Origin of the sequence: Collinsella sp. AM24-1, from assembly GCF_003470325.1 — a bacterium.
In the GTDB taxonomy this organism is placed as follows: domain Bacteria; phylum Actinomycetota; class Coriobacteriia; order Coriobacteriales; family Coriobacteriaceae; genus Collinsella.
This window is the reverse complement of the sequence record NZ_QRHM01000005.1, coordinates 102,566-124,536: the sequence shown is the minus strand read 5'-3', so window position 1 is coordinate 124,536 and position 21,971 is coordinate 102,566. Positions and strand designations below refer to the sequence as shown.

The 21,971-nt window shown below is 60.1% G+C and carries 22 protein-coding genes; 2 read left to right on the top strand and 20 right to left on the bottom strand.

The genetic code is table 11. The features are described 5' to 3' along the window. Positions 1–343: 343 nt before the first annotated feature. The gene (locus tag DW661_RS03380; protein WP_118934630.1) at positions 344–2,347 is read right to left on the bottom strand and encodes a fructose-specific PTS transporter subunit EIIC; all 2,004 of its coding nucleotides are present in this window, start codon (positions 2,345–2,347) and stop codon (positions 344–346) included. A gap of 271 nt (positions 2,348–2,618) precedes the next feature. On the opposite strand from DW661_RS03380, the gene DW661_RS03375 reads away from it, so the two are divergent. Next, positions 2,619–3,476: a MurR/RpiR family transcriptional regulator gene (locus DW661_RS03375; protein ID WP_117639502.1), complete on the top strand. Its 858-nt coding sequence runs from the start codon at positions 2,619–2,621 to the stop codon at positions 3,474–3,476. Positions 3,477–3,697: 221 nt separating this feature from the next. Here DW661_RS03375 and DW661_RS03370 read toward each other — a convergent pair whose 3' ends face one another. The 14 genes from DW661_RS03370 to alaS all read right to left on the bottom strand — a co-directional run bounded on the left by DW661_RS03370 (position 3,698) and on the right by alaS (position 16,895). Beyond that, a complete protein-coding gene (locus DW661_RS03370; RefSeq protein WP_118934628.1) occupies positions 3,698–5,326 on the bottom strand; it encodes a DNA repair protein RecN in 1,629 nt (542 codons plus the stop codon). Continuing rightward, positions 5,316–6,176 (bottom strand): NAD(+)/NADH kinase, encoded by an 861-nt coding sequence (locus tag DW661_RS03365; RefSeq protein WP_118934626.1) that lies wholly within the window; start codon positions 6,174–6,176, stop codon positions 5,316–5,318. Before DW661_RS03365 ends, DW661_RS03370 begins: the two co-directional genes overlap by 11 nt. Further along, positions 6,173–6,976, bottom strand: coding sequence for a TlyA family RNA methyltransferase (locus DW661_RS03360; protein ID WP_118934638.1), 804 nt, complete (start codon positions 6,974–6,976; stop codon positions 6,173–6,175). Before DW661_RS03360 ends, DW661_RS03365 begins: the two co-directional genes overlap by 4 nt. 8 nt (positions 6,977–6,984) lie before the next feature. Then, positions 6,985–7,251 (bottom strand): exodeoxyribonuclease VII small subunit, encoded by a 267-nt coding sequence (locus tag DW661_RS03355; protein WP_089571754.1) that lies wholly within the window; start codon positions 7,249–7,251, stop codon positions 6,985–6,987. 2 nt (positions 7,252–7,253) lie between these two features. Then, on the bottom strand, positions 7,254–7,841 hold the full coding sequence (gene nusB, locus DW661_RS03350) for a transcription antitermination factor NusB (protein ID WP_118934624.1): 588 nt from the start codon (positions 7,839–7,841) through the stop codon (positions 7,254–7,256). A gap of 3 nt (positions 7,842–7,844) precedes the next feature. Further along, positions 7,845–8,207 carry an Asp23/Gls24 family envelope stress response protein gene (locus DW661_RS03345; RefSeq protein ID WP_006233982.1) on the bottom strand — a complete coding sequence of 121 codons (363 nt, stop codon included), beginning with the start codon at positions 8,205–8,207 and terminating at the stop codon, positions 7,845–7,847. A 24-nt stretch (positions 8,208–8,231) separates the two neighbouring features. Then, on the bottom strand, positions 8,232–8,795 hold the full coding sequence (gene efp / locus DW661_RS03340; protein ID WP_117806186.1) for an elongation factor P: 564 nt from the start codon (positions 8,793–8,795) through the stop codon (positions 8,232–8,234). Positions 8,796–8,954: 159 nt separating this feature from the next. Further along, the gene (locus DW661_RS03335; RefSeq protein ID WP_118934622.1) at positions 8,955–10,085 is read right to left on the bottom strand and encodes a Xaa-Pro peptidase family protein; all 1,131 of its coding nucleotides are present in this window, start codon (positions 10,083–10,085) and stop codon (positions 8,955–8,957) included. Positions 10,086–10,217: 132 nt separating this feature from the next. Further along, the gene (locus DW661_RS03330; protein ID WP_118934620.1) at positions 10,218–11,327 is read right to left on the bottom strand and encodes a hypothetical protein; all 1,110 of its coding nucleotides are present in this window, start codon (positions 11,325–11,327) and stop codon (positions 10,218–10,220) included. Continuing rightward, on the bottom strand, positions 11,324–11,857 hold the full coding sequence (locus tag DW661_RS03325) for a shikimate kinase (RefSeq protein ID WP_099431675.1): 534 nt from the start codon (positions 11,855–11,857) through the stop codon (positions 11,324–11,326). The genes DW661_RS03330 and DW661_RS03325 overlap by 4 nt, the downstream gene beginning before the upstream one ends. An 8-nt stretch (positions 11,858–11,865) precedes the next feature. Then, positions 11,866–12,363: a YqeG family HAD IIIA-type phosphatase gene (locus DW661_RS03320; protein ID WP_117637704.1), complete on the bottom strand. Its 498-nt coding sequence runs from the start codon at positions 12,361–12,363 to the stop codon at positions 11,866–11,868. Positions 12,364–12,365: 2 nt separating this feature from the next. After that, entirely contained in the window at positions 12,366–13,799 is a 1,434-nt protein-coding gene (mltG, locus tag DW661_RS03315) for an endolytic transglycosylase MltG (RefSeq protein WP_233547444.1), read from the bottom strand. After that, positions 13,792–14,220, bottom strand: coding sequence for a Holliday junction resolvase RuvX (ruvX, locus tag DW661_RS03310; RefSeq protein ID WP_117716063.1), 429 nt, complete (start codon positions 14,218–14,220; stop codon positions 13,792–13,794). Before ruvX ends, mltG begins: the two co-directional genes overlap by 8 nt. A 17-nt stretch (positions 14,221–14,237) precedes the next feature. Continuing rightward, entirely contained in the window at positions 14,238–16,895 is a 2,658-nt protein-coding gene (gene alaS / locus DW661_RS03305) for an alanine--tRNA ligase (protein ID WP_118934616.1), read from the bottom strand. A 196-nt stretch (positions 16,896–17,091) separates the two neighbouring features. Between alaS and DW661_RS03300 the strand changes: the two genes are divergently transcribed. Next, positions 17,092–17,331 carry a hypothetical protein gene (locus DW661_RS03300; RefSeq protein ID WP_089571736.1) on the top strand — a complete coding sequence of 80 codons (240 nt, stop codon included), beginning with the start codon at positions 17,092–17,094 and terminating at the stop codon, positions 17,329–17,331. 6 nt (positions 17,332–17,337) lie between these two features. On the opposite strand, the gene DW661_RS03295 is transcribed toward DW661_RS03300, so the two are convergent. The 5 genes from DW661_RS03295 to DW661_RS03275 all read right to left on the bottom strand — a co-directional run bounded on the left by DW661_RS03295 (position 17,338) and on the right by DW661_RS03275 (position 21,947). Then, positions 17,338–18,750, bottom strand: coding sequence for an AI-2E family transporter (locus DW661_RS03295; RefSeq protein ID WP_118934614.1), 1,413 nt, complete (start codon positions 18,748–18,750; stop codon positions 17,338–17,340). Beyond that, on the bottom strand, positions 18,747–19,538 hold the full coding sequence (locus DW661_RS03290; protein WP_118934612.1) for an RNA polymerase sigma factor SigF: 792 nt from the start codon (positions 19,536–19,538) through the stop codon (positions 18,747–18,749). Before DW661_RS03290 ends, DW661_RS03295 begins: the two co-directional genes overlap by 4 nt. Before the next feature lies 1 nt (position 19,539). Then, positions 19,540–19,917, bottom strand: a complete 378-nt coding sequence (locus tag DW661_RS03285) for an ATP-binding protein (protein WP_089571730.1) — start codon at positions 19,915–19,917, stop codon at positions 19,540–19,542. Continuing rightward, positions 19,910–20,497, bottom strand: coding sequence for a hypothetical protein (locus DW661_RS03280; protein WP_117639347.1), 588 nt, complete (start codon positions 20,495–20,497; stop codon positions 19,910–19,912). The genes DW661_RS03285 and DW661_RS03280 overlap by 8 nt, the downstream gene beginning before the upstream one ends. 100 nt (positions 20,498–20,597) lie before the next feature. Then, the gene (locus tag DW661_RS03275) at positions 20,598–21,947 is read right to left on the bottom strand and encodes a replication-associated recombination protein A (protein ID WP_199584835.1); all 1,350 of its coding nucleotides are present in this window, start codon (positions 21,945–21,947) and stop codon (positions 20,598–20,600) included. Positions 21,948–21,971: the final 24 nt, after the last annotated feature.

Here is a 21,971-nt window from a genome sequence, read left to right as displayed (position 1 = left end):
AGAGCACATTAAGTGCTCTTCGGCTCGTGCGGAACTCGCGATAAATCTCATGGCCCCCGCGCGCGGGGTCCGGGGCGAGCAAACTGCGGAAACTCGGTCGGTCCAAAGTAATATCGTGCGAACGGAATTCTGGCTGATGACTTGTTCGCGACAAAGACTCGATAGGCAGCTCACTCTATGCCCTTTTGTAAGTTGCGGTGAAATAGGGACTGAATTTGGGGTTGAATCGTTTAAACAGTCCCCATTTCACCGCGACTTATGGGAGGGAATAGAAAAAGGCGGGGGCTCCTGGTGGAGTCCTCGCCTTTGTTACAGGGGGCGATGTTATTCGCGTACTGTGGGATTAGACCAGGCGGGCGTTGATCGTCTTGGCGATCTCGGCGGCGTCGGTGGAACCCTTGACGGTGGCACGGAAGTCCTCGTCCATGAGCGCCTCGGCGACCTTGGACAGGATCTTGAGGTGCGTGGTGCCAGCCTGTGCACCAGGGATGAGCAGAGCGATGGCCACGTTGACGGGAGCGCCGTCCATGGTATCCCAACCGGTCACGCCGGACTCGTCCTTAACGACGATGACGGCAGCCTCGGTAATGGCGCCGGACTTGGCATGCGGGATGGCGAAGCCCTCCATCATGCCCGTGGTGCCCTCGGCCTCGCGGGCCAGGAAGGCGTTCATGACGGCGTCGGCGTCGCTGGCGATACCGGCCTTGACGGCCTGGTTGGAAACGAAGCTCAGAGCCTCGTCACGAGAAGCGAAGTCCTCGGCGACAAAGACATTCTCGACCTTCACGAAGTCGGCAGCCTCGGCCTTGGGGGCCTCGACGGCAGCGGCCTTGGGAGCCTCAACCGGCTTGGCTGCAGGAGCGGCCTTCTGGTTCTTCTCGAAGTCGTACTTCTTGAAGGCCACGAACAGGATGCCACCGACCACAGCGCCGATGAGGATCGCGAGGACCCACAGCGGACCGTTCTCGACAACGGGCAGGACCAGGAAGCCACCGTGAGGCGCCGGGTCGTGAACGTTGAACATAATGGTCAGGATCGAAGCGATAGAGGAACCGAGCATCATGATGGGCATGACGGGCCAGATGTTCTTGGTCATGAACGGAATGGCGCCCTCGGTGATGTGGGTGCAACCAAGGATGAGGTTGACGATACCGGCGTCGTGATCCTCCTGGCTGAAGTACTTCTTGCCGACAACGACGGCGAAGGTGGTGATCAGCGGCGGAACGATGCAAGCGGCGGAGACGGCAGCCATGAAGTTGGTGCCGAAGTTGTAGGTATCGGTGCCAACGCCAGCAGCCAGTGCCTCGGTGAGCATAGCGGTACCGGTGACGTAAGCAGCCTTGTTGACCGGGCCACCCATGTCAAAGGCGCACATGCAGCCGATGGCAAGACCCAGGACAACGGCGCCAGAGGCGGACAGGCCCTTGAGGAAGTCCATCATGGCGGTGTTGATGGCAGCCATGGGGCCGGAAATACCGAGCATGACCAGGCCGACGATAGCCGTCGAGAACAGCGGGTACAGGAAGATGGCCTTGAGGCCGTCCAGGTTCTTGGGCAGACCGGCAAAGACCTTCTCGAGCAGCAGGATGACATAGCCGGCGAGGAAGCCGCCGACGATGCCGCCCAGGAAGCCGAAACCCACGCCGGCGCCACCGGCGTCGATCATACCGGTCTCGGCGTTAACAGGCAGGCCCTGGATGGCGATCATACCGGCAACAAAACCGGGGACGAGCGCAGGACGCTTGCCGATGGATTCGGCGATGTAGGCGGAAAGCACCGGAACCATGAGGTTCATGGCGATGCCGCCGATGATCTTGAGCATCGCAGCAAAGCTGTTGTAGTCAGACGCAGTCGAATCGAAAGACGTAATGCCCCACAGGAACGAGACGGCGGTCAGAACACCACCGGCAACGACGAAGACCAGCATATGGCTGACGCCGTTCATAAGGTGCTTATAGATGACGTGGCCGATAGACTCCTTCTCCTCGACCTCGTCCTCGACATCGGCAGCGGCTGCAACCGTGCCGTCGCTCTTGGCGGCGAGCGCGCGGTCAATCAGCTTACCGGCGGCCTCAACAGACAGGGCCTTGGAAACACCAACGGAAACCATGGGCTTGCCGGCGAAACGCTCAGCCTGGACATCCTTATCGGCTGCGACGACAACGGCCTTGGCGCCAGCGATCTCGCTCTTGGTGAGCTCGTTCTCGACACCGACCTGGCCATGGGTCTCGACCTTAATGGTCAGACCGCGCTCGGCAGCTGCCTTCTCTAGCGCCTCCTTCGCCATGAAGGTGTGCGCGATACCGGTCGGGCAACCGGTGGCGGCGATGATGTCAAACTTAGCCATGTGTCCCTCCTTCTTGAGTACTGCGCCCGCAGGCGCTCCCCTACACGCGCGTCCTTGCGCGCTTTTCCACAACTGAAAGATACCAACCTACCGTCCGCGTGAGAAGAGACAAGGCGCAATTCTCCGGTGAAAGGTTCTTTCATAACCGTAAACGGTAAATGAAAGTTTACCATCAACACTTGAAACGGCAAGGTGTATCTTGTAATTGAAAATCCCCCTATACTATGACATTACAAACGAGTCCATTTTTCATGCCAACCAGGAGCCATCCATGACCGATAGTAGCAAGAGCGCACTTTCCCTCATTAGTACCCACCAGGGATACAGCGAGTCCGAGCAGCGCATTGTCGACTATATATTGGAGCACCAGTCCGAGGCGCCGCGCCTGACGGCCGCCCAGCTCTCACGAGCCGCCGCCACGTCCGAGGCGACCGTTTCGCGCTTCTGCCGCAAGCTGGGCTTTGGCAGCTTCCGCAGCTTTCAGTTTTCGTTGGCGCGCGACTTGGAGAGTCAGCGCAACGAGGGCCTGACTGACGAAGTCTCGCTCGACAACATGGAGCAGAGCCTTAAGAACATCCTGGCTGCAAAGGTGAGCGAGCTTAATGCGACCATCGACGGGATCGACCACGATACGCTGGCGGCTGTTGTACATGCCCTTAAGTATGCAGGGGTTATTGAGTTTGCGGCTGTGGGCAATACGAACGCAGTCGCGCTCGATGCGACGTTTAAGTTTTCGCAGCTGGGCCTGCGCTGCATGGCGAGCACCATTAGCGAGACATCAATCGGCTTTGCACTCACGTTGCGCCCCGGTGACGTCATCGTGCTCATCTCAAACTCCGGCAAATCGCGCCGACTGAATCGCATGGCAAAAGCAGCTCGCGACTGCGGTGCCACCGTAGTCGTCATCAGCAGCGACAGCAAGTCTCCACTCGCGCGCCTGGCAGACTACACTTTTAATACCGTCAACCACGAGGCGCTGCTGACGACGGGTGACTTTGCGTTCTCCAAGATCAGCGCCACGATGATCATCGAAGTTATCTACAACTTCCTGCTGCCCGAGATTGAAGACGCTCGCGAACATATCAGCTACTACGAGGAGCTCATCCAGCCGGACAAGGTCGTGGAGTAGACATTTTGGGGAGCCGACAAACAGCACCAGCCACGAAACGGGCCCATCTACTACGTTTTATCCGTATAGCCCAACCACATACCGAAAATAGAGAAAACCGCAGGCGTTCTACCTGCGGTTTTCTCTTTGCAATTCTTGGCGTGGTTGACGAAAGCCTATTAAACGTAGTAGATGGGCCGGTTTCGTGGCGGCCGGGTCGAACATACATGTAACGGTTCGGCCTAAGCACGCGCTTCTTCCAACATCTGCCTGGCGTGCGCTAGGCTTGCCTCCGACTGATCGCCGCTGAGCATGCGGGCAATCTCGGCGGTACGGGCGTCCCCAGTCACCTCGTCCAGATGCGTCTGAGGAACGTTGCCGGATTCCTTGCTCACCACGTAGTGTTTGTCGGCCATAACGGCGACCTGCGCCAGGTGGGTTACGACGATGACCTGATGCGTGGCGGCAAGATCGGCCAGCACACCAGCAAGAGCACGAGCCGTGGAACCACCGACACCGGCATCGACCTCATCAAACACGAGCGTATCGACACCATCGGCATTACCCAAAACCACCTTGCTCGCCAGCATAACGCGGCTCAGCTCACCGCCCGAGGCGATGCGGCGCAGAGGGCGCGGTGTGAGGCCGGCACCGCTGCGATACAGAAGCTCGTAGCTCGAAGGGCCCGCGGGTGTCCACTCAGCGCGAGGGAGATCGCGGGACTCCCAGACCAGCTCAGCGCCGCCCATCTCCAGGCGCGCCATCTGACGACCCACCTCGTGACAAAAACGCGGGGCTGCCGTATTGCGTGCGCGCTTAAGCGCCTTGGCAGCAGCGAACAGTTCGCGCTCCGCCGCGCCAAGTGCCTCGCGCGCCTTCCTAATCTGCTCGTCACCATCGTCCACCAGCGATAACAACTCCCGCGAGCGATCGCGCATGGCAAACACGTCGCCCATGGTGGGACCCCACTGACGCAGCAGGCCCTTGAGGTCGGAATACCGCTCGCGCATGCGAGCGAGCTCGCGAGGATCGAACGCAACGCCATCGCGATAAGCACGCAGCTCGTTGGCGCAATCCTCGAGTGAGATGCAGGCATCCGAAAGTGCGTCGGCGATGACACCCAGTTTGCGATCGACGGTAGCCATGCGCGACAGTTCTGCCACGGCGCCGTTCACGGCATCGAGCGCTCCCCCTTCGGCAGCAAGCGATGCATGGGCATCGTTAGCTGTGGCAACCAGTACCTCGGCATGTTCGGAGCGCGGCAGCAGCTCCTCGAGCTCCTCATACTCACCCGGCTTGGGGTCGACCTCGGCGATACGCTCCAGGGCGAAGCGCGCCTCCTCGACGCGACTCCCCTGCGCACGCGACGCCTCCTCTACGCGACGGACCTCCTTGGCAGCCGCACGCGACGCCTTAAGGCAGGCACGGTACTTTTCCAGCGCCTCGAGCGCAGAGCGACCAGCCCAGGCATCGACCATAGCAACATGATGCGCCGGATCGAGCAAGCGCTGATGCTCGTGCTGGCCGCAAAGATCCATCATCACGCCGACGCGCTCGGAAAGCTCGCGCACGCTGGCGATGCGGCCGTCAATCTTGACGCGGCTGCGGCCCTCGGCAGAAAGGCTGCGCTGCACGGTGAAGCCCTCCGCGTCGTGCGGGCCATCGAACAGGCGAGCCTCGACGCTCGCAAGCGCCTCGCCCTCGCGCACGGTCGACGAATCGGCACGCTCGCCCAAAATGAGCTTAAGCGCCGAGAGCAGCGCGGTCTTGCCGGCGCCAGTCTCGCCAGTCAAAACCGTTAGGCCTGTGCTGGGCACCAGCGTCGCCTCGCGAATGAGTGCAATGTTTGAAACCTGCAGCTCATCGATCATGACGAACTCCGTAGAATACGCGGCTCACCGAGTTATAGAAGCTTTCGGGGCCATAGTCGAGCAACAGCACATCGCCGGGACCGCGACGCACGGCCACGCTCTCGACCGTGCCGTCGCAGGTAATAAACTGTCCGTCGATAGCGATGGCAGGCACACTCGGGCGGTCGTCAGACATAAAGATCTCGACGACATCGCTTGGCGAGGTCAAAAAGGCACGAGCTTGAATGGTGTGCGGCGCGATGGGCACGCAAACCATACCCGTGTAATCGGGGCTTACGATGGGACCACCGGCTGAAAGCGCATAGCCGGTGGAGCCGGTCGCCGTCGATACGACCACACCGTCGCCACGCAAGCGGTCGATATGGTGGCCCGACACGGTGATGTCGAACTCGACCATATCGGAAAGCGGCCCGCGCGTAAGCGCCATGTCGTTGAGGGCAAAAGAACGCACGACATCCTTGGTGCCGTCCTCGCGCACGGAAACGATATCTGCGGCGATGGTGGCGCGGCGACTCACGTGGAGCTCACCGGACAGGGCATCGCTCACAACCTGCAAAACGTCGCGTTCCTCGGGACTGGCCGCCGTCAAAAAGCCCAGGTGACCATAGGAAAGACCCAAAATGGGAATCTCACGGTAGTTGAGAATGCGGGCGGCGCGCAGCAGCGTGCCGTCGCCGCCGAGCGTAATGACCAGGTCGGCATCGTCGACATCGGGCGTGCTCTGAATCTTCGAGCGCTGATCGGCCGCCCATGCGACCTCGTAGCCCTGGCGCGTCAGCCAATGCTCGAGCATCAGGCCGCTCTCGACCGCCTCTTGCTTGTAGTAATTGGGAACCAGAAAGACCTTCATAGCGTTGCAGCTTTCTCGCTCAAAGCCGATACCTGGGATTGCAATTCGTCATCGGAGCGTCCGCCGGGGGCAAGTCTCGTGCCGTACAAGAAAAACTCCACGTTACCCTTAGCGCCATGGATGGGCGACACGCACACGTCGACCGGGAACAAGCCTTTTGCGGTGAACAGCTCAATCGCCGCCACGAGCGTGTCAACACGCACAGTGGGATCTGTCACGATACCGCCCTCGCCCACCAGCGCCGCCGGAGCCTCAAACTGCGGCTTCACGAGCGTGCAGAACGACCCCGTCGGCGTCAGGCATGCCAGCACGGCGTCGATGATGTTCGCGATGCTCGTAAACGACACGTCGCACACGGCCAGGTCGATTGCATCGCCGTAGCCGAGCTCGGGCAGCTGCGTCACATTCGTGCGCTCGTGCAGCGTCACGCGATCGTCCTGGCGAAGCGACCAGTCGAACTGAGCACGGCCCACGTCGACCGAGACAACAGTCGCAGCACCGCGCTTGAGCAGGCAATCGGTAAAGCCGCCGGTAGAGCAACCTACGTCCAGGCAGGCAAGGCCCGTGGGATCGATACAAAACGCATCGAGCGCACCCTCGAGCTTAAGGCCACCGCGCCCAACGTACGGAATGCGCCCCTTAACGTGCAGTGGCAGGCCCGGCATCACCTTAAGCCCCGGAGAGGTCAAACGCTCACCGCCGCTCGAGACCAAGCCGGCCATAAGAGTGCGAAGGGCATCCGCGCGATCGGCGCAGATGCCCTGTGAAATCAGTTCGTCATCGAGACGCACGCGTTTCATGAATGCCATCAACCATTCGTATCCGGGGATGCAGCCTGTCTATCTTGGGACTCGTTTGCCGCATCCTCATCGTATTCCTGCTCGAGCTTGTCGGCCTCACGCGGCGTCAGCTCAAACTTGTCGACCATATCGACCGCACGGGAACCAAGCTCAATCGCCTCGTCAAACAAATCGAGCGAACGCTCCAGGGACGTATCCTTGGAGCGAACGGTGGCGATGATCTGGTCCAGGCGATCCGAGATCTCATCGAAGTTGCGGACGGAACCCTCTGGCATGGCTACTCCTCGACGGAGTCGGCCTCGACGGCCTCAGCAGCGTCCGGATCCTCGGCAAGTACACCGGCAGCAGCCTGAGCGGCAGCGACCTTGGCGGCCGCCTCGGCAGCCTGTGCCTCCTCGCGAGCGCGATCCTCGGCCAGCAGCTCTTGGTACAAATCCTCACCCGGCAGCTCCTCGCTGCGAGCGATCTTGCCCAGCACGCCGTTGACAAACGATGCGGACTGGTCGGTGCCATAAGCCTTAGCGATTTCGACGGCCTCGTTGATAACAATAGCGTCCGAGACCTCCTCGTCGGTGAGGAAGCGCATCTCGTAGACGGCGATACGCAGCAGGTTGCGGTCGGCGCCGGGCATGCGCATAAGATCCCAGTTCTTGGCGACGGCGCGAAGGGCACAGTCGATGTGATCGATATGCTCGTAGGCACCGCGACAAAGCTCCAGCGCATAGGGGTCGAGGGGACCCTTCGAGATCAGGAAATCGCCCTCGAGGACGCGCTCGAGCGGGCTGTCCGTGGCCTCGGCCTGGAACAGCAGCTGCAGCGCCTGACTGCGGGCAAGCGTACGCCCGCGATAAACCTTAAGGCTCAAAGGTTACTCCTTGGGGAAAACGAGGCCGTCGATGCAAACGTCAACGCGCTCGACCTCGACGCCCACCTGGGCATCGATGGCGGCAACCACGGCTGCGCGAACGGCCTCGGCGAGTTTCTTGAACGGATAGCCAAAGAACACCACGACACGCACGGTGAGTGCGAGCTTGTCGCCGACGACCTCGGCTTCGACCGCCGGCTCGGAAGCCGGGGCCTTAGACGAGAGCATCATGGAGACAAGGTTGGTGGCAAGGTCCTTGACGCCAACGGAGGCGATGCCCTCGACATCGGACACGGCGCGCGAGACGATGGCGGTCAGAACATCGGGCGAAATGCCGATGCCGTCAATCTTGATTTCCTGGGGCATGAGTCCTCCTAGAAGAGTTGGTTGCTAGACGCGGGAGACGAACTTGCCGTCGCGGGTGTCAACCTTGATGACCTCGCCCTCGTTGAGGTACATGGGGACCTGGATGACAGCGCCGGTGTCGATCGTGGCCGGCTTGGTGGAGCCCTGGACGGTGTCGCCCTTAAAGCCCGGGTCGGTCTGGACGATGGTGGTCTCGATGAACATCGGCGGGGTCACGCCCATGAGCTCATCGTCGGCGAAGAGCAGCTGGCAAATGTCGTTCTCGCGCAGCCACTTGGAGTTCTCGCCCACCATGTCCTCGGGAACAGGAACCTGCTCATAGGTCTCATTGTCCATGAAGATGTAGTCGGCGCCATCGTTGTAGAGGTACTGGAACTCACGGGTGGTGAGCATGACGCTCTCGAACTTGGTGCCGGCGTTGCAGGTGTTCTCGACGACGCGGCCGCTCTTGATGTCGCGGGTCTTGTAGCGCACAAACGCGCCGCCCTTGCCCGGCTTGACATGCTGGAACTCGACAATGGTGTAGACCTTGTCCTTAATGCGGAGACCGAGGCCGTTCTTGAAGTCGGCGGTAGAAATGGTAGGCATAGCGACCTTTCTTGTTATGGGCAGAACGCACAAGCGTCCAATTTACATACGACCGAAATTATACACTTGCAGACGGCGCCTGCAGCGAGCGCATAAAAAGAGAACGCGGGGCGCCCGAATTGCTCCGGACACCCCGCCCCAAAAATCTATCGAAATGAGCTAGCAATCGATAATGTGCAGGTCGTGCGGGGTCTTGGTGAAGGGCTCATAGCCGTTCTCGGTGACCACGCCGTAGTCCTCCAGGCGCACGCCGCCCACGCCGGGCAGATACACGCCAGGCTCCATGGTGATAACCGAGCCGACCTCGATGGTGTTCTTGCTGCGGTTGAAGTTGGGCAGCTCATGGATGTCGATGCCCACGCCGTGACCCAGACCATGGTTGTAGTAATCGCCATAGCCGGCATCGCCGATGATCTTCTTGGAAAGCTTGAAAATGTCGTTGCCCTCCACGCCCGGATGGATGGCGGCGACGCACTCCTCGTGTGTACGGCGCACGAGCGCGTACAGGTCGAGCTGCTCCTGGGTAGGCTCGCCCATCACGACGGTGCGTGTCATGTCGGAGCGGTAATCACAGTAGCCCGCGCCGTAATCCATAAGAACGAAATCGCCCTTCTCGATCACGCGGTCGCTCGGCACGGCATGCGGGTTGGCGGTGTTGGGACCACTCGCCACGATGGAGCCGAAGGCAAGGCTATCGGCGCCGTTGGCGAACATAAAGTTCTCGAGCTCGTTGCGAACCTGCTTCTCGGTCATGCCGGGCTTAATAAAGCCGAGCATATGCTGGAAGGCGGCATCGGTGATCGACTGCGCATGGCGCATGAGCTCGATCTCCTCGGCGTCCTTGATGGCGCGCATCTTGCGAATGTCGTCATGCATCAGCGGCAGCATGCAGGCGACGGAACGATCCTCCAGACCACGCTGAATGCCCTGGTAGAAGTTGATCTGCATGTCGTCCTCGACAGCGCAGACGCGGCACTTGTTGGCCGCGATCTTGCCGGCGACCCAACCGGGGATGGTACCCTCGTCCATGTCGTAGACCCAAGGGCTGCCGGCGGGCGTGTTCTCCTCAAAGCTGTTGAGGTAGCGCGAGTCGGTATGGAACAGGCACTGGTCAGCCGTAATAAACGCCGCGTGCGGGAACTCGAAGGTGTAATCGAAGACGCCCTTCACGCCCGTGAGCCAACGAAGGTTGGCCTCGTCGCGCACCACGATGGCATCGTAGCCGCGCTCGACCATCAGGGCACGGACACGCTCGATACGACCGACAGGACCGGCAGCAAACTCAGACATGCAGATTCCTTTCTTGTTGTCTCCATAAAGACGGGACGGGTCTCAACCGAACGACGAAATCGCGCGCGATTCGCAACCGATTGGAAACCCGCCCCTCAACATGATACGAAAGACGATGGATGTCAATAAATCTTAGAGAAGTTCTTTGCGAGAAGCCAAGTAGGCGTGAGCATGGCGCTCAAGAACCTCGTCCTCAACGCTCGTTAGACGAATGGCGCCGAGTGCCGCGGGCAGCGGCAACATGCTGCGGTTCGAGCGGACAAACTGCTGCCTGCGGAACTCCTCGATATATGCAGCAGGCTCCAGATCGAAGGCAAGCTCCTCGATACCAAAGTCCTCCAGGCAGTCATCGACCTCAAAGACGTAATCGATATCGAAGTCGCAGGCATCGTGTGCTAGGCGCGCCTCAAAGCGCATGCCCTCGGACAACAGCTGGTAGGCAGGCACCTGCGAAGCGGCATCGCCCAAGCAGGCGCGCAGGGTACGCTCCCCCGTCTTGCCAAAATCGAGCGCATGGCGGGCGCTCGGGTTCGTGGCCATCAGTACGTCCTTGCGGGCAGTCTGAGACCACTGAACGGCATTGACGAGCACGACCTCCTCGCCCGCGAGAATCTCAGGAACGGTCTCGGTAAACTGATTCCAGCGGGACTTACTACTCGAAAGCATGGTGCCAACAAGTACCGCATAGCCGAGCTTGAGGTCCTCGGGGTCCGCCTCGCGTACAAGGTCGAGGTCACACACGACCAAGCCCGGCTCGGGACAGAACGCGATAGCGGGAAGCGCATTCGCCGACGAGGCGACAAGCGGCTTCATGGTCGTCGCGACCGTAAGCATGGCGTCGAACGTCGTCGGCAGCAAGGCGCACTCGGTGCGACCGCACCACTGATTGGCACACCAGCAAACGACCGAGCAGGTCGCTGTGTCGCCGACAGCGACAACGAGATCGTCGCAGGTGATGCCGTTAGCCGACAGGGCGCCAAAGACGGTATCGGCATCAGCCAGCGTAGCACCGGCAGGTGAAACCTCGAGGACGAGCATCGACACGACAAAACCGGCGTCGACCAGCGCATGCTCGACAACCTCGCCAAAACGCTCGGATGTAGCGTCGTTCCAAACCACCATCGCGCGCTTAGGCTTGCCCACAGCCGAGGCAAACATGCGCGGCAGCTCCTCGAACGCGCCCAATCCGACGCGGACATCGACACTGCGGTTTTGGAAATTGATAAGTTGACGGCGAATCATAGCAGTCCACGCTCCAAAAGCATCTCGGCACAAAGGTAGGAAACGTCCTCGAAGGACTTGTTGCGAATATCAAGGGTAATATCGGCGGCCTGACGATACAGCGGACGGCGATGCTCAAACAGGCGCGCAGCGTGCTCGGGCGAGCGGAAATCGGGCCGGGTATCGGAGCGGCGAATCTGGCGCAACGAGTCCTCAAAGTCACCTTCGAGGTACACACAGGTACCCATCTCGTGCATCAGCTCAATGTTCACCGGCGTCTCGACGATGCCACCCCCGCACGATACCAGCAGGCTGCGCTCGCTTTGAAGCGAACGGAGTGCCGAGGTCTCGAGCTCGCGAAAACGATCCTCACCCTCGGTCTCAAATATCTCGGTCACCGACTTGCCGCATCGACGCACAACCAAACGATCGGTATCGATGAATCGACGCTTGAACATAGTGCCCACGTTGCGCGCAAGCGTCGACTTGCCCGCGCCCAAAAATCCGATAAAGAAGATATGGTCGCAGCCGTGTTTGATGTGCTGAGACATGGCGAAACCTATTCCTCGCAGGGAAGGTCGCGCAGGGCCCGGCGCTCAAAGATACGGAAGATCTGCGTGTACCACAGGTCCTGGGTTGCCTGCGGCTTGACCAGAATAGTGTCAACGCCGGCAAAGTTACCGCTCCACACGTCCGTATAAAGCTGGTCACCGATCAGCACGGCCTCGTCGGCCGTGGAGCCCAGACGCTTAAGACCCGCCTTCAGGGCAAACGGAGCGGGCTTCATGGCGTGGCTGATGGCCTCGAGCCCCAGCTCGCGCGCCGATGCCATGACCTGGTCGCGATGCCAGTTATTGGACACCATGCACAGCTTAAAGCCCTTGGCATGGGCGGCCTCGAGCCAAGCGGAAACCGCAGCGGGGACCTGCTCGGTATCGCGCGGAACCAAGGTGTTATCGCGGTCGAGTAGAATGGCGCGCTTGCCGTCGGCCCAGAGGGTATCGAGGTCGATGCGGTCGACTGAGGCAACATATCGTTTGGGGCTAAAAATCCTCATGATCAATTCCAAGACTGTTGGTGCTCTTCGTAGGTCTTCGAGAAATACTCCTCGTCCTGTGTAATGTAGAAATACAGGTCATCGGAGTCGGTCGGCTCAAGGGTAGCCTTGAGCGCCTCGAGCGACGGAGAGCAGATGGGCGTGGGCGGCAGGCCCTCGTGCTTATAGGTGTTATACGGGCTATCGCTCTGCAGGTCGTCGGCGGTAACCTCGCCGCCGGTGACATACATCATGGTCGCATCGCTGTTGAGATAGCGCAGACCGTCGAGCTTGCCGGCAAGGCGGTTGTAGAAGACCGAGGCCACGTGCGCACGTTGATCGGCGTTGAGGCCCTCGCGCTCAACGATAGAGGCCAAGTTGACGATGTCGTAGTCGGACATCTCCACACCGTAGCGTTCCTTGATCTTGGCTTCGCAGCTCGCAAAGTCAAGCGACTTGTACTCGGTCTTAAACTGATCGAGCATGGCGCGAATCACGTCATCAGCCGTCGGCGAATCGCCTAACGAATAGGTCTTGGGGAATAAGAAACCCTCGAGCGAATCGTTGGCGGCGCCCTTAAGGAAGCTATAGTCGTCCACGTAGTTAGAGGCCTTGGCCTGATTGAGGAAGTCTTCCTTAGAGATGCTGTCGTAGGCCTGGGCCACACGGTCCGCGACTTGATCGACTGTCAGGCCCTCAGGGATAGTCAGCGCATTGGAGCCCGCGTTGGGGCCTTCCATGAGCTGCTGGACGACCTTGGTCGCATCCATGAGCGTGGAGAACGAGTAGGTGCCAGGCTTAAGCGACATATCGGCGTTGAGCTTTTTCACCGCCGCGTAGTAATCCTTAGGATTTTCGACGATATGGTTCTCGGAGAGAATCGAGGCGATCGTATCGCCCGAAGCACCGTCGGGAATGGTCACCGTAACCTGCTGACCAGCCGTGACCTTCGTATCCTCACCGGTAAAGAAGCCCTTGACGGCAGGCACGACAAAGAAAGCGATAGCAGCAAGCGCGATTACGGCCACCACGACGCCGACAATCATAGGCACCAGGGAGCTTTTCTTTTGGGCACCGCGACGAGCATGCGTGTTGTAGCTCGAGCGGGTCGCCGGAGCAACGCCATGCGAGCCGCGAGCGTGATGCGAATGCGATTGGGGGGCCTGCGTTCTCTGGGTAGGTGCCTGCTGCTTAAAGCGAATACCGCCTGCGGGCTGAGCCGAACGAGCAGTGGGCTGCTGAGCCGCGTGAGAAGCCGGATGCTGAACCGAACGAGCAGAAGGCTGCTGACCCGTCCGTTGAACAGGTTGGGCCGAACGAGAGGAGGACTGCACCGGACGCGCGGCAGACTGAGCTGCGCGCTGGGTCGGCTGTGCCGGACGCTGGCCAGGCTGGGCAGGGCGCGGCGTAGGCTGCCCATAGCGATTCTGCTGGCGCGGATCGGAAGCGCTAGGCATGCGAAACCTCCTCGTTTTTACGATCGAGCCATGTCTGCAAGAACAGGCTGGCGGCGATCATGTCAATCTTGCCCCTCATCTGCTTTTCGTTGAGCCCCTGCTCGCGCAGGATTCTCTTGGCCTCCTGCGAGGACAGACGCTCGTCCTCAAACTCCAGCGGAAGCTCGAGCTCGTCGGCAATCTTTTGGGCCACGGCGGCGACGCGCTCGGCCTGGGGACCGGGCTCACCGGCCATGGTCAAGGGACGTCCGCTTACCAGGATATCGGGCTCATAGTCCTCAACCAGGTAACTGAACGTCTTGGCCATGCCAGTGACCTCGGCAGCCGGAAGCACCTTGACAGGCATTGCCATCTTGCCATCACGGCTCGAGACGGCAATGCCAATCCTGGTCTCCCCTATGTCCAGTGCGAGCGCGACCACAGCGACTACTTATGTTCTTAGGCGCCAAGCGCGGTCTTGGCGGCCGCGAGGGCATCGGCGATACCGGCGGCGTTCTTGCCACCGGCCTGGGCCATGTTGGGACGACCGCCACCGCGACCATCGACCAGGCCCGCGATCTGCTTGATCACGTTACCGGCGTGGAAACCGGCCTTCACGGCGTCATCGGAGCCGGCGGCGAGCAGAGCCGGGGTGCCCTTCTCGGTCACGCTGGCAACGACGCAGGCGACGGGGCCGGCAACCTTCTGGTGCACGGTATCCCAGACGTTTCGCAGGTCAGCAGCCTCAAGGCCCTGGAGCTCAGCGACGACGAGCTTGTAGCCGTCGAGCTCGACGGCGCCCTCGATGGCGCTGGAGATAGCATCGGAGGAGCCACCGGTCAGCGCCTTCTTAAGCTTATTGGACGTCTCGCGCAGCTCAGCCTGCAGGTTTTCCACGCGGGCGGGAACCTCATCCACACGGCACTTGAGCGCAGCAGCGGCGGCGTCGACGAGCGCCAGACGGTCGGCCATGTAGTCGAGAGCACCCTTGGAGGTCACGGCCTCGATACGGCGGACGTTCGAGCCCGTGGAGGACTCGGAGATGATCTTGAACAGGCCGATCTCGGCGGTGTTGGCGGCATGGGTGCCACCGCAAAGCTCACGGGAGAACGGCTGGTCCTCGGCGCCCACGGAGACAACGCGGACGACGTCGCCATACTTCTCGCCAAACAGGGCGACAGCACCGGCGGCCTTGGCCTCGTCGATGCCCATGACGCGGGTCACGACCGGCTTGGAGGCGAAGATCTGCTGGTTGACCAGGTCCTCGACAGCCTTGAGCTGCTCGGAGGACAGGGCCTCGAAGTGCGTGAAGTCAAAGCGCAGGTGCTCGGGCGTCACCAGCGAGCCAGCCTGGGAGACATGCTCGCCCAGGACCTGCTTAAGCGCGGCGTCGAGCAGGTGCGTGGCGGTGTGGTTGCGACGCAGGAAGCCACGGCGCTCGGCGTCGAGCGCGGCGGTCACGGTAGTACCGACGGTCAGCGTACCCTCGGTGACGTGGGCGACGTGAGCATACAGGCCGTTGTGGTTCTTGGTATCGGAAACGGTCAGCGCAACGCCCTCGGCGGAAAGCTCACCGGCGTCACCCTGCTGGCCGCCCATCTCGGCATAGAACGGAGTGTGGTCGAGCACGACCTCGACATCCTCGCCCGCGGCAGCGGACTCAACGGACTCACCGTTGCGAACGATAGCGACAACCTTGGCGCCCTCGATGACGTCGTTGTCATAGCCGTCGAACTCGGTCGCAGCGACCTTGTCCGAAAGCTCGACCCACACGTCATTGAAGCTGCCCCAGGCATCGCCCTTGGCGTTGGCGCGGGCGCGGGCCTTCTGGTCCTCCATGCAAGCGGTGAAGCCATCCATATCGACGTCGTGCCCAGCGGTACCAGCAATCTCGACGGTCAGGTCGATGGGGAAACCAAAGGTGTCGTGAAGCTTAAAGGCAACATCGCCCGGAAGGACAGCGCCGTCGGCGAGCGCGGCCAGGGCCTCGTCCAGGTAAACGCGGCCGTTGTCGAGCGTCGTTGAGAAACGCTCCTCCTCGGAGGCGACGATGCCCTTAACGAGCGCGACGTTCTTGAGCAGCTCGGGATAGGCCTCGCCCATCTGGGCGTTGACCTCGTCGATAAACTTGGTCAGGAAGGCGCCCTCGATGCCCAGCAGGCGACCGTGGAACACGGCACGGCGGAGCAGGCGGCGAAGGACGTACTCGCGACCCTCGTTACCGGGCAGGATGCCGTCGGAGATCATAAAGTCGACGGCACGGGAGTGGTCGGCGATGATGCGCAGGGAGCGGCTAGCACCGGAGTAATCGTCGGCGTCATAGGTCTTGCCGCTGATCTTCTCGCCCAGCTTGATGAGGTGCTGCATCAGATCGCCGTCGTAGTTAGCGGTCTTGTGCTGCATGATGGCGGCCATGCGCTCCAGACCCATGCCCGTATCGAGGTTGCGGTGCGGCAGCTCCGGCATGGAGCCGTCCTCCTGGCGGTCGTACTGGGTAAAGACGAGATTCCAGAACTCCAGGAAGCGGTCGCAGTCGCAGCCGGGCTTGCAGTCGGGGCTGCCGCAGCCGACCTCCTCGCCCATGTCAAAGTAGATCTCGGAGCACGGACCGCAGGGGCCGGTGGGGCCAGCGGCCCAGAAGTTGTCGTCCTCGCCCAGGCGGGAGATGTGATCCTCGGCAACGCCCAGGGAGCGCCACACGTCATGGGTCTCGTCGTCTTCGGTAAAGACGGTGAAGTACAGGCGGTCGAGCGGCAGCTTGAACTCCTTGGTGATGAGCTCAAAGGCCCAAGCGCAGGCCTGCTGCTTGGAGACGCCGCCAAAGGAGAAGTCGCCGAGCATCTCAAAGAAGGACAGGTGACGGCCGTCCTCGCCGATGCAGTCGATGTCGTTGGTGCGGACGCACTTCTGGCAGGAGATCGCGCCGATCTCCTTCATGGTCTTCTTGCCCTGGTAGTACTCCTTAAACTGGTTCATGCCGGCGTTGGCAAGCAGCAGCGAAGGATCGTCAGGGACGAGGGACGAAGAAGGATAGAGCTTAAGACCGCGCTCCTCAAAGAAGTTGAGGAACTTGGAGCGAATCTCGGCCGTAGTCATTGACGGGTAGTCAGCACTCATAGAGGGAATCTCCTCGGTTTCACATCGAAACAGTTCAAACGTAACGATATTACCATCCCACCGCGCCTGTGCAAAAAAGAGGGCCGCCAAACAGCGACCCTCCAGCGAAAGTGCACGTTATTTAGGTCTGTCAAATACTTTGAAAAAAATGATTTCGGTATAATTGCATATAAGAATCGTCCGGAAGGAGCGATCGATGAATAGCAAACGGTTTGTCGTGAATGCACTAACCTCGGTAGCCCTTTTAGCAATCTTCGCTTACTCGAGCTGGTATGTGAACCAGCCGAGATTTGGCTACGCATTGTACGCAGTAACATCTGGCGATAAAGCGTATTACACCCTAAGCGCAATTGACGCCATCTTTTTCTATGTGGCTGGCCCCTTATCAATCGCTTTGATCGCGTTTATTGTTATTTACAACATCAAGAAACGCTAACAGGGCCTATTTGGAATCCGAATCGTCCATGGAGCCGTCGATGCCGGTTTTGGTGTCGTCGTCAGAGCTTGTGTCGTCGTCCTTGGCAAAGGGGTTCTTAAAGAAACCCGTCGCGTCGGGCTGCAGGCCTGAGAGCTTAATCCAGGGATTATCGAGCTCGGGCTTGGGCATGGCCTGGGCCTCGGGCGCGGTCTCGTTGCCGATGAGCTCGGACTCATAGATGAACGTATCGTCTCCAAGCGCGTCGTAGGCGGCGACCGGGTTGCCCTCGGTATCGCGATACGGCGTGCCCTTAAACACGGCGCCATCGTATGCCACGAGCTGACGCCCGGTCTCGTTCTCAAAGTAGTAGACGAAGATGCCCTTGAGGGCCGCGCACAGCGGAATGGCGATAACCATGCCGATGGGACCCATGAGTGCCGAACCGATAACGAGAGCCGTCAGGCTCATAACGGGATGCACCTGCACCGAGCTCTGCATGACCTTAGGCGAAATGACATTATCGGTGACGTTTTGAGCCACCATGGTCACGACAAGCGTCCATAACGCCAGCATAGGGCTGAACATAAAACCGAGCACCGTGGCGATCGCCGCGCTCACCCAGGGACCGACAACCGGAACCAAATGCATGATGCCGGTAAAGATGGCCATGAGCGCTGCGTATGGATGGCCAATGAGCGTAAAGCCGATAAAAGCCAAAAAGCCACCGCAGATGGACGTCACGACCATGCCGCGCATATAGCCGCCGACCGAGCGTGAAAGGATGGCAACCATAAAGCGGTACGAGGTCTCTTTTTCCTGTCCGATGATGGTGCAGACCTCGTGGTGCATGCGGGGATAATCGCAGGCAAGCCAGTAGGCAAGCACCAGACCCAGGAAGATGACGAACAGCTGCGAGGCCGTGTTGGTAATGAGCGGAAACACGCCGCGGCCGAGCTCCGCAGCGATTTGCGAGACGTACTTGGACGCTACGGTAACCAGCGAAGAAAGATTGTCGTCCAGATACTCCTTGAGCGGCGTGTTGTTGAGCGTCTTGGCGTGCGAGAGCATCTCGTTGAGATCACCACCCGCAACACGAAGCTGCTCGGGCAGGCGGCTCAGGACTTCCATGATTTGACCGAGCAAAATAGGCGATAGGATGCAGACGACGCCGACGAGCACGGCAACAACCACAATGAGCGCGATGAGCGAACCGAGGCCACGTCCGACGCCGTGATGCTCGAGCCAGTTGGTGATCGGAGACATCACAAAAGCGATGATGGAGCCGACAGCGAGAAACTCGATGACCGGTGCCAGGATGCCCATAAGGTTAAAGATGACGGCAGCGATGACAATGCAGCCGACGACGCCCCAAATGCGCAGCGTCAGAATGCGGGTATCGCGAAGCGTGCGGTCGATTTGTTGGGGGTGCTCACTCATGAACGAACCATCACTCCGTCGGGGTCAATCTTATCTTGAATCTTCTTAAGCGTGCGGCGCAGCAGACGCGAAACCTGCACCTGCGAGATGCCCAGCTTCTTGGCAATCTCGATCTGGGTCATGCCCTTCACAAAACGCAGCTCGATAACCTCGCGCTCGCGAGGCGAGAAATCGCGGATGGCTTCCTCGATTACCAGACGGTCATCGGTAAAGTCGAGCTCGTTGTCGTCGTCGGCATAGCGATCGAGAATCGAGGGAGCATCGTCGGAGTCGGACGCGCCGGGAGCCTCGATGGGCACCGAGGTATAGGCCGAGGACGATTCCATGGCTTCGAGCACCTCGTCGACAGTCACGTCGAGGTAATCGGCGATTTCCTCAACCTTGGGCGAACGCTGAAGCTCGTTGGTGAGCTTATCGGTGGCCTGGTTAACCTTGGCAGAGAGCTCCTGCAGACGACGCGGCACGCGCACACTCCAGCCCTTGTCGCGGAAGTGGCGCTTAATCTCGCCCAAGATGGTGGGCGTGGCAAACGTCGTGAACTCGAGTCCGCGTTCAGGGTCAAAGCGGTCGATAGCCTTGAGCAAGCCCAAGTACCCGACCTGCAAAAGGTCATCGAGCGGCTCGCCGCGGTTCTTAAATTTGTTGGCAAGAAACCTTACCAGATTCATATGGGACATGACGAGCTGCTCGCGGGCATCCGGATCACCGGTCTCCTTATAACGACGAAACAGCTCGCGGGTTTTCTCCTTGTCCCAAGCGGTCTTGCCGCTCCGGGAACGTTCGGTCATATTAGATATCCGCCTTGAGGTCGAGGGAAAGCGTTAGGGGCGCCGCAGTCTTTTCGTAGGAATCGCACACGCTTGCAAGAATGAGCTCGGCATACACAGTAGCCTGGTCATCCTCGTCGACGGTGGCCTGTTCCCCAAAGGTAAAGGTCATGCCGACGTGAGATTCGTCCACATCGAAATTGATCGTGATGTCGTCGCAGTCGACCGCGGTGCACCCAAAGATGAAGGCTTCCTCGGCAGCCATGCGGATATCCTCGATGCGATCGACGGACATAGAGCACAGGGCGCCGACGTTGGCGGCCGTCATGCGCACCAAGCGCGCGAGACGCGGATCACCAGCAACGCTCAGCGTAATGGGGCAGGTTGCTTCGCTACTCATCGCAGGACTCCTCGGAGGTCTCGGCAGGCGTATAGGTGTAATACTGAGCAGGCTTAGCAGCGGGCTTCTGAACATCATCGTCGTCAGCAGCGGCATCGTCGTCGCCAATCAGAACGCGCTCAGTGGGCTGCTCGGCCTCGGCAGCGGCAGCGGCGAGCTTGCGATCGGCGTCGGCTGCAGGAGCCTTCACCTTATTGAAGAGCTTCTGCACGGCGCCAGCAGCAGAATCAGTCACGCTCGATACGGCATTGCTGGCCTCGGCCACGCTGCCCGTGACCTCGGAAATGTCGCGAACGACCGCCTCAACCTCAACGAGGTTAGACGTCAGAGCATCAACGGCAGTCTTGCTCGACTTGAGGAGCGGCTCCATCTGGGCAAGTGCCGGCGTAAGCTCGTCAACGGCGCCATCAAGCTTTGCCACCACGGGCTGCGCCTCGGCAATCGTATTGTTGAGGTCGGTTACCGTCTTGTCGAGCGAGTCGACAACGGTGCGGGTTTTGCGCAGGGTGAGCGCAAGCTCAACGATAGCCCACACGCCGGCAACGGCAAGCAGCAGCAAGGCGATTTGAATGGGACTCATACAAGCCTCCCAAAGGAATCGAAATACAAACGCTTTCCATGGTACCCCAAAGGGGACCGAACATGCCAAGAGCAGCAACGTGGGACAAAATTATCAGCAGCTACTTCGGTGCATTCCCGCTGCGGTCGCGTTCGCTTTGCTCTACGCGCCATTCTTCCCAACCGCGGCCGGCAGGCTGCCAAAATGCACCGCGTTCTAAGCCTTCGGGCAAATAGCGCTGGTCGACCCAGCCTTCGGGATAATCGTGCGGATACTTATACACACCGTATTCATCGCTGCCCGGGCGATGGCGATCGCGTAGATAACTCGGCACCTCGCGAAGCCCACTAGAGTGGATATCGGCCAGCGCCGCATCGATCGAAGCCTCGCACGCGTTGGATTTAGGCGCCAAGCACACATAGAGTGCAGCCTGAGCCAGGTTAATGCGGCACTCGGGATAGCCAATGACCTCGGCAGACTTAAACGCGGCATGTGCCACCAAAAGTGCCTGCGGATCGGCATTGCCAACATCCTCAGAAGCCTGAATCATAATGCGACGGGCGATAAACTTAGGATCCTCCCCCGCGTCAATCATGCGCGCGAGCCAATAGATCGTGGCATCGGGGTCGCTGCCGCGCATGGACTTGATGAACGCACTGATAATGTCATAGTGCATGTCGCCGTTTTTGTCATACGAAAAACCGCGGCGCGGGTTGGCAATCTTCACGTCATCGACGGTAATGGGATAGCGTTCCCCCGCCGCCGGCGCTGGCGTTCCCTCGGTATCGGGACGCGTAACGGCAATCTCGCTCGCAAGCTCGAGCGTCGTGAGTGCTGAGCGAGCATCGCCCGCGGCCAATGTGCAAATGGTTTTAACCGTATCCTCATCGGCCGAGAACTTACCGTTTAAACCCTGCGGCGCCTCGAGCGCACGCTCAATGAGCGTGGCGATATCCTCGTCCTTCAGGTGCTCAAGCTCTACCACGCGCCCACGCGACAACAGTGCGGAGTTGACCTCAAAGTACGGGTTTTCCGTCGTGGCGCCAATCATAATGACGATGCGGTTCTCGACCGCATGCAGCAGGGCATCCTGCTGCGACTTAGAGAAGCGATGAATCTCGTCGATGAAAAGAATGGTGCGGCGGTCGTACGTATTCAGGCGCGTCTTTGCCTCGTCGATCACGCGACGCAGGTCCTTCACGGTGCCCGTCACGGCGCTGACCTCGACAAACTCACTCTTGGTATGGTTGGCGATAATATGGGCCAGCGTCGTCTTGCCCGTACCGGCGGGGCCGTACAGAATCACACTCGACAGCACATCATGCTCAATCGCGGCGCGCAGCCACGAGCCCTTACCGACGGCCTTTTGCTGGCCCACATACTCGTCGAGCGAATTGGGGCGCATACGCACCGCAAGCGGCGCATTTTTAAAGGAGCGCTCGCGCGTCGAAGCAGAAAAAAGGTCGTCCATAGCCATCCCGTGCATTAATCAAAA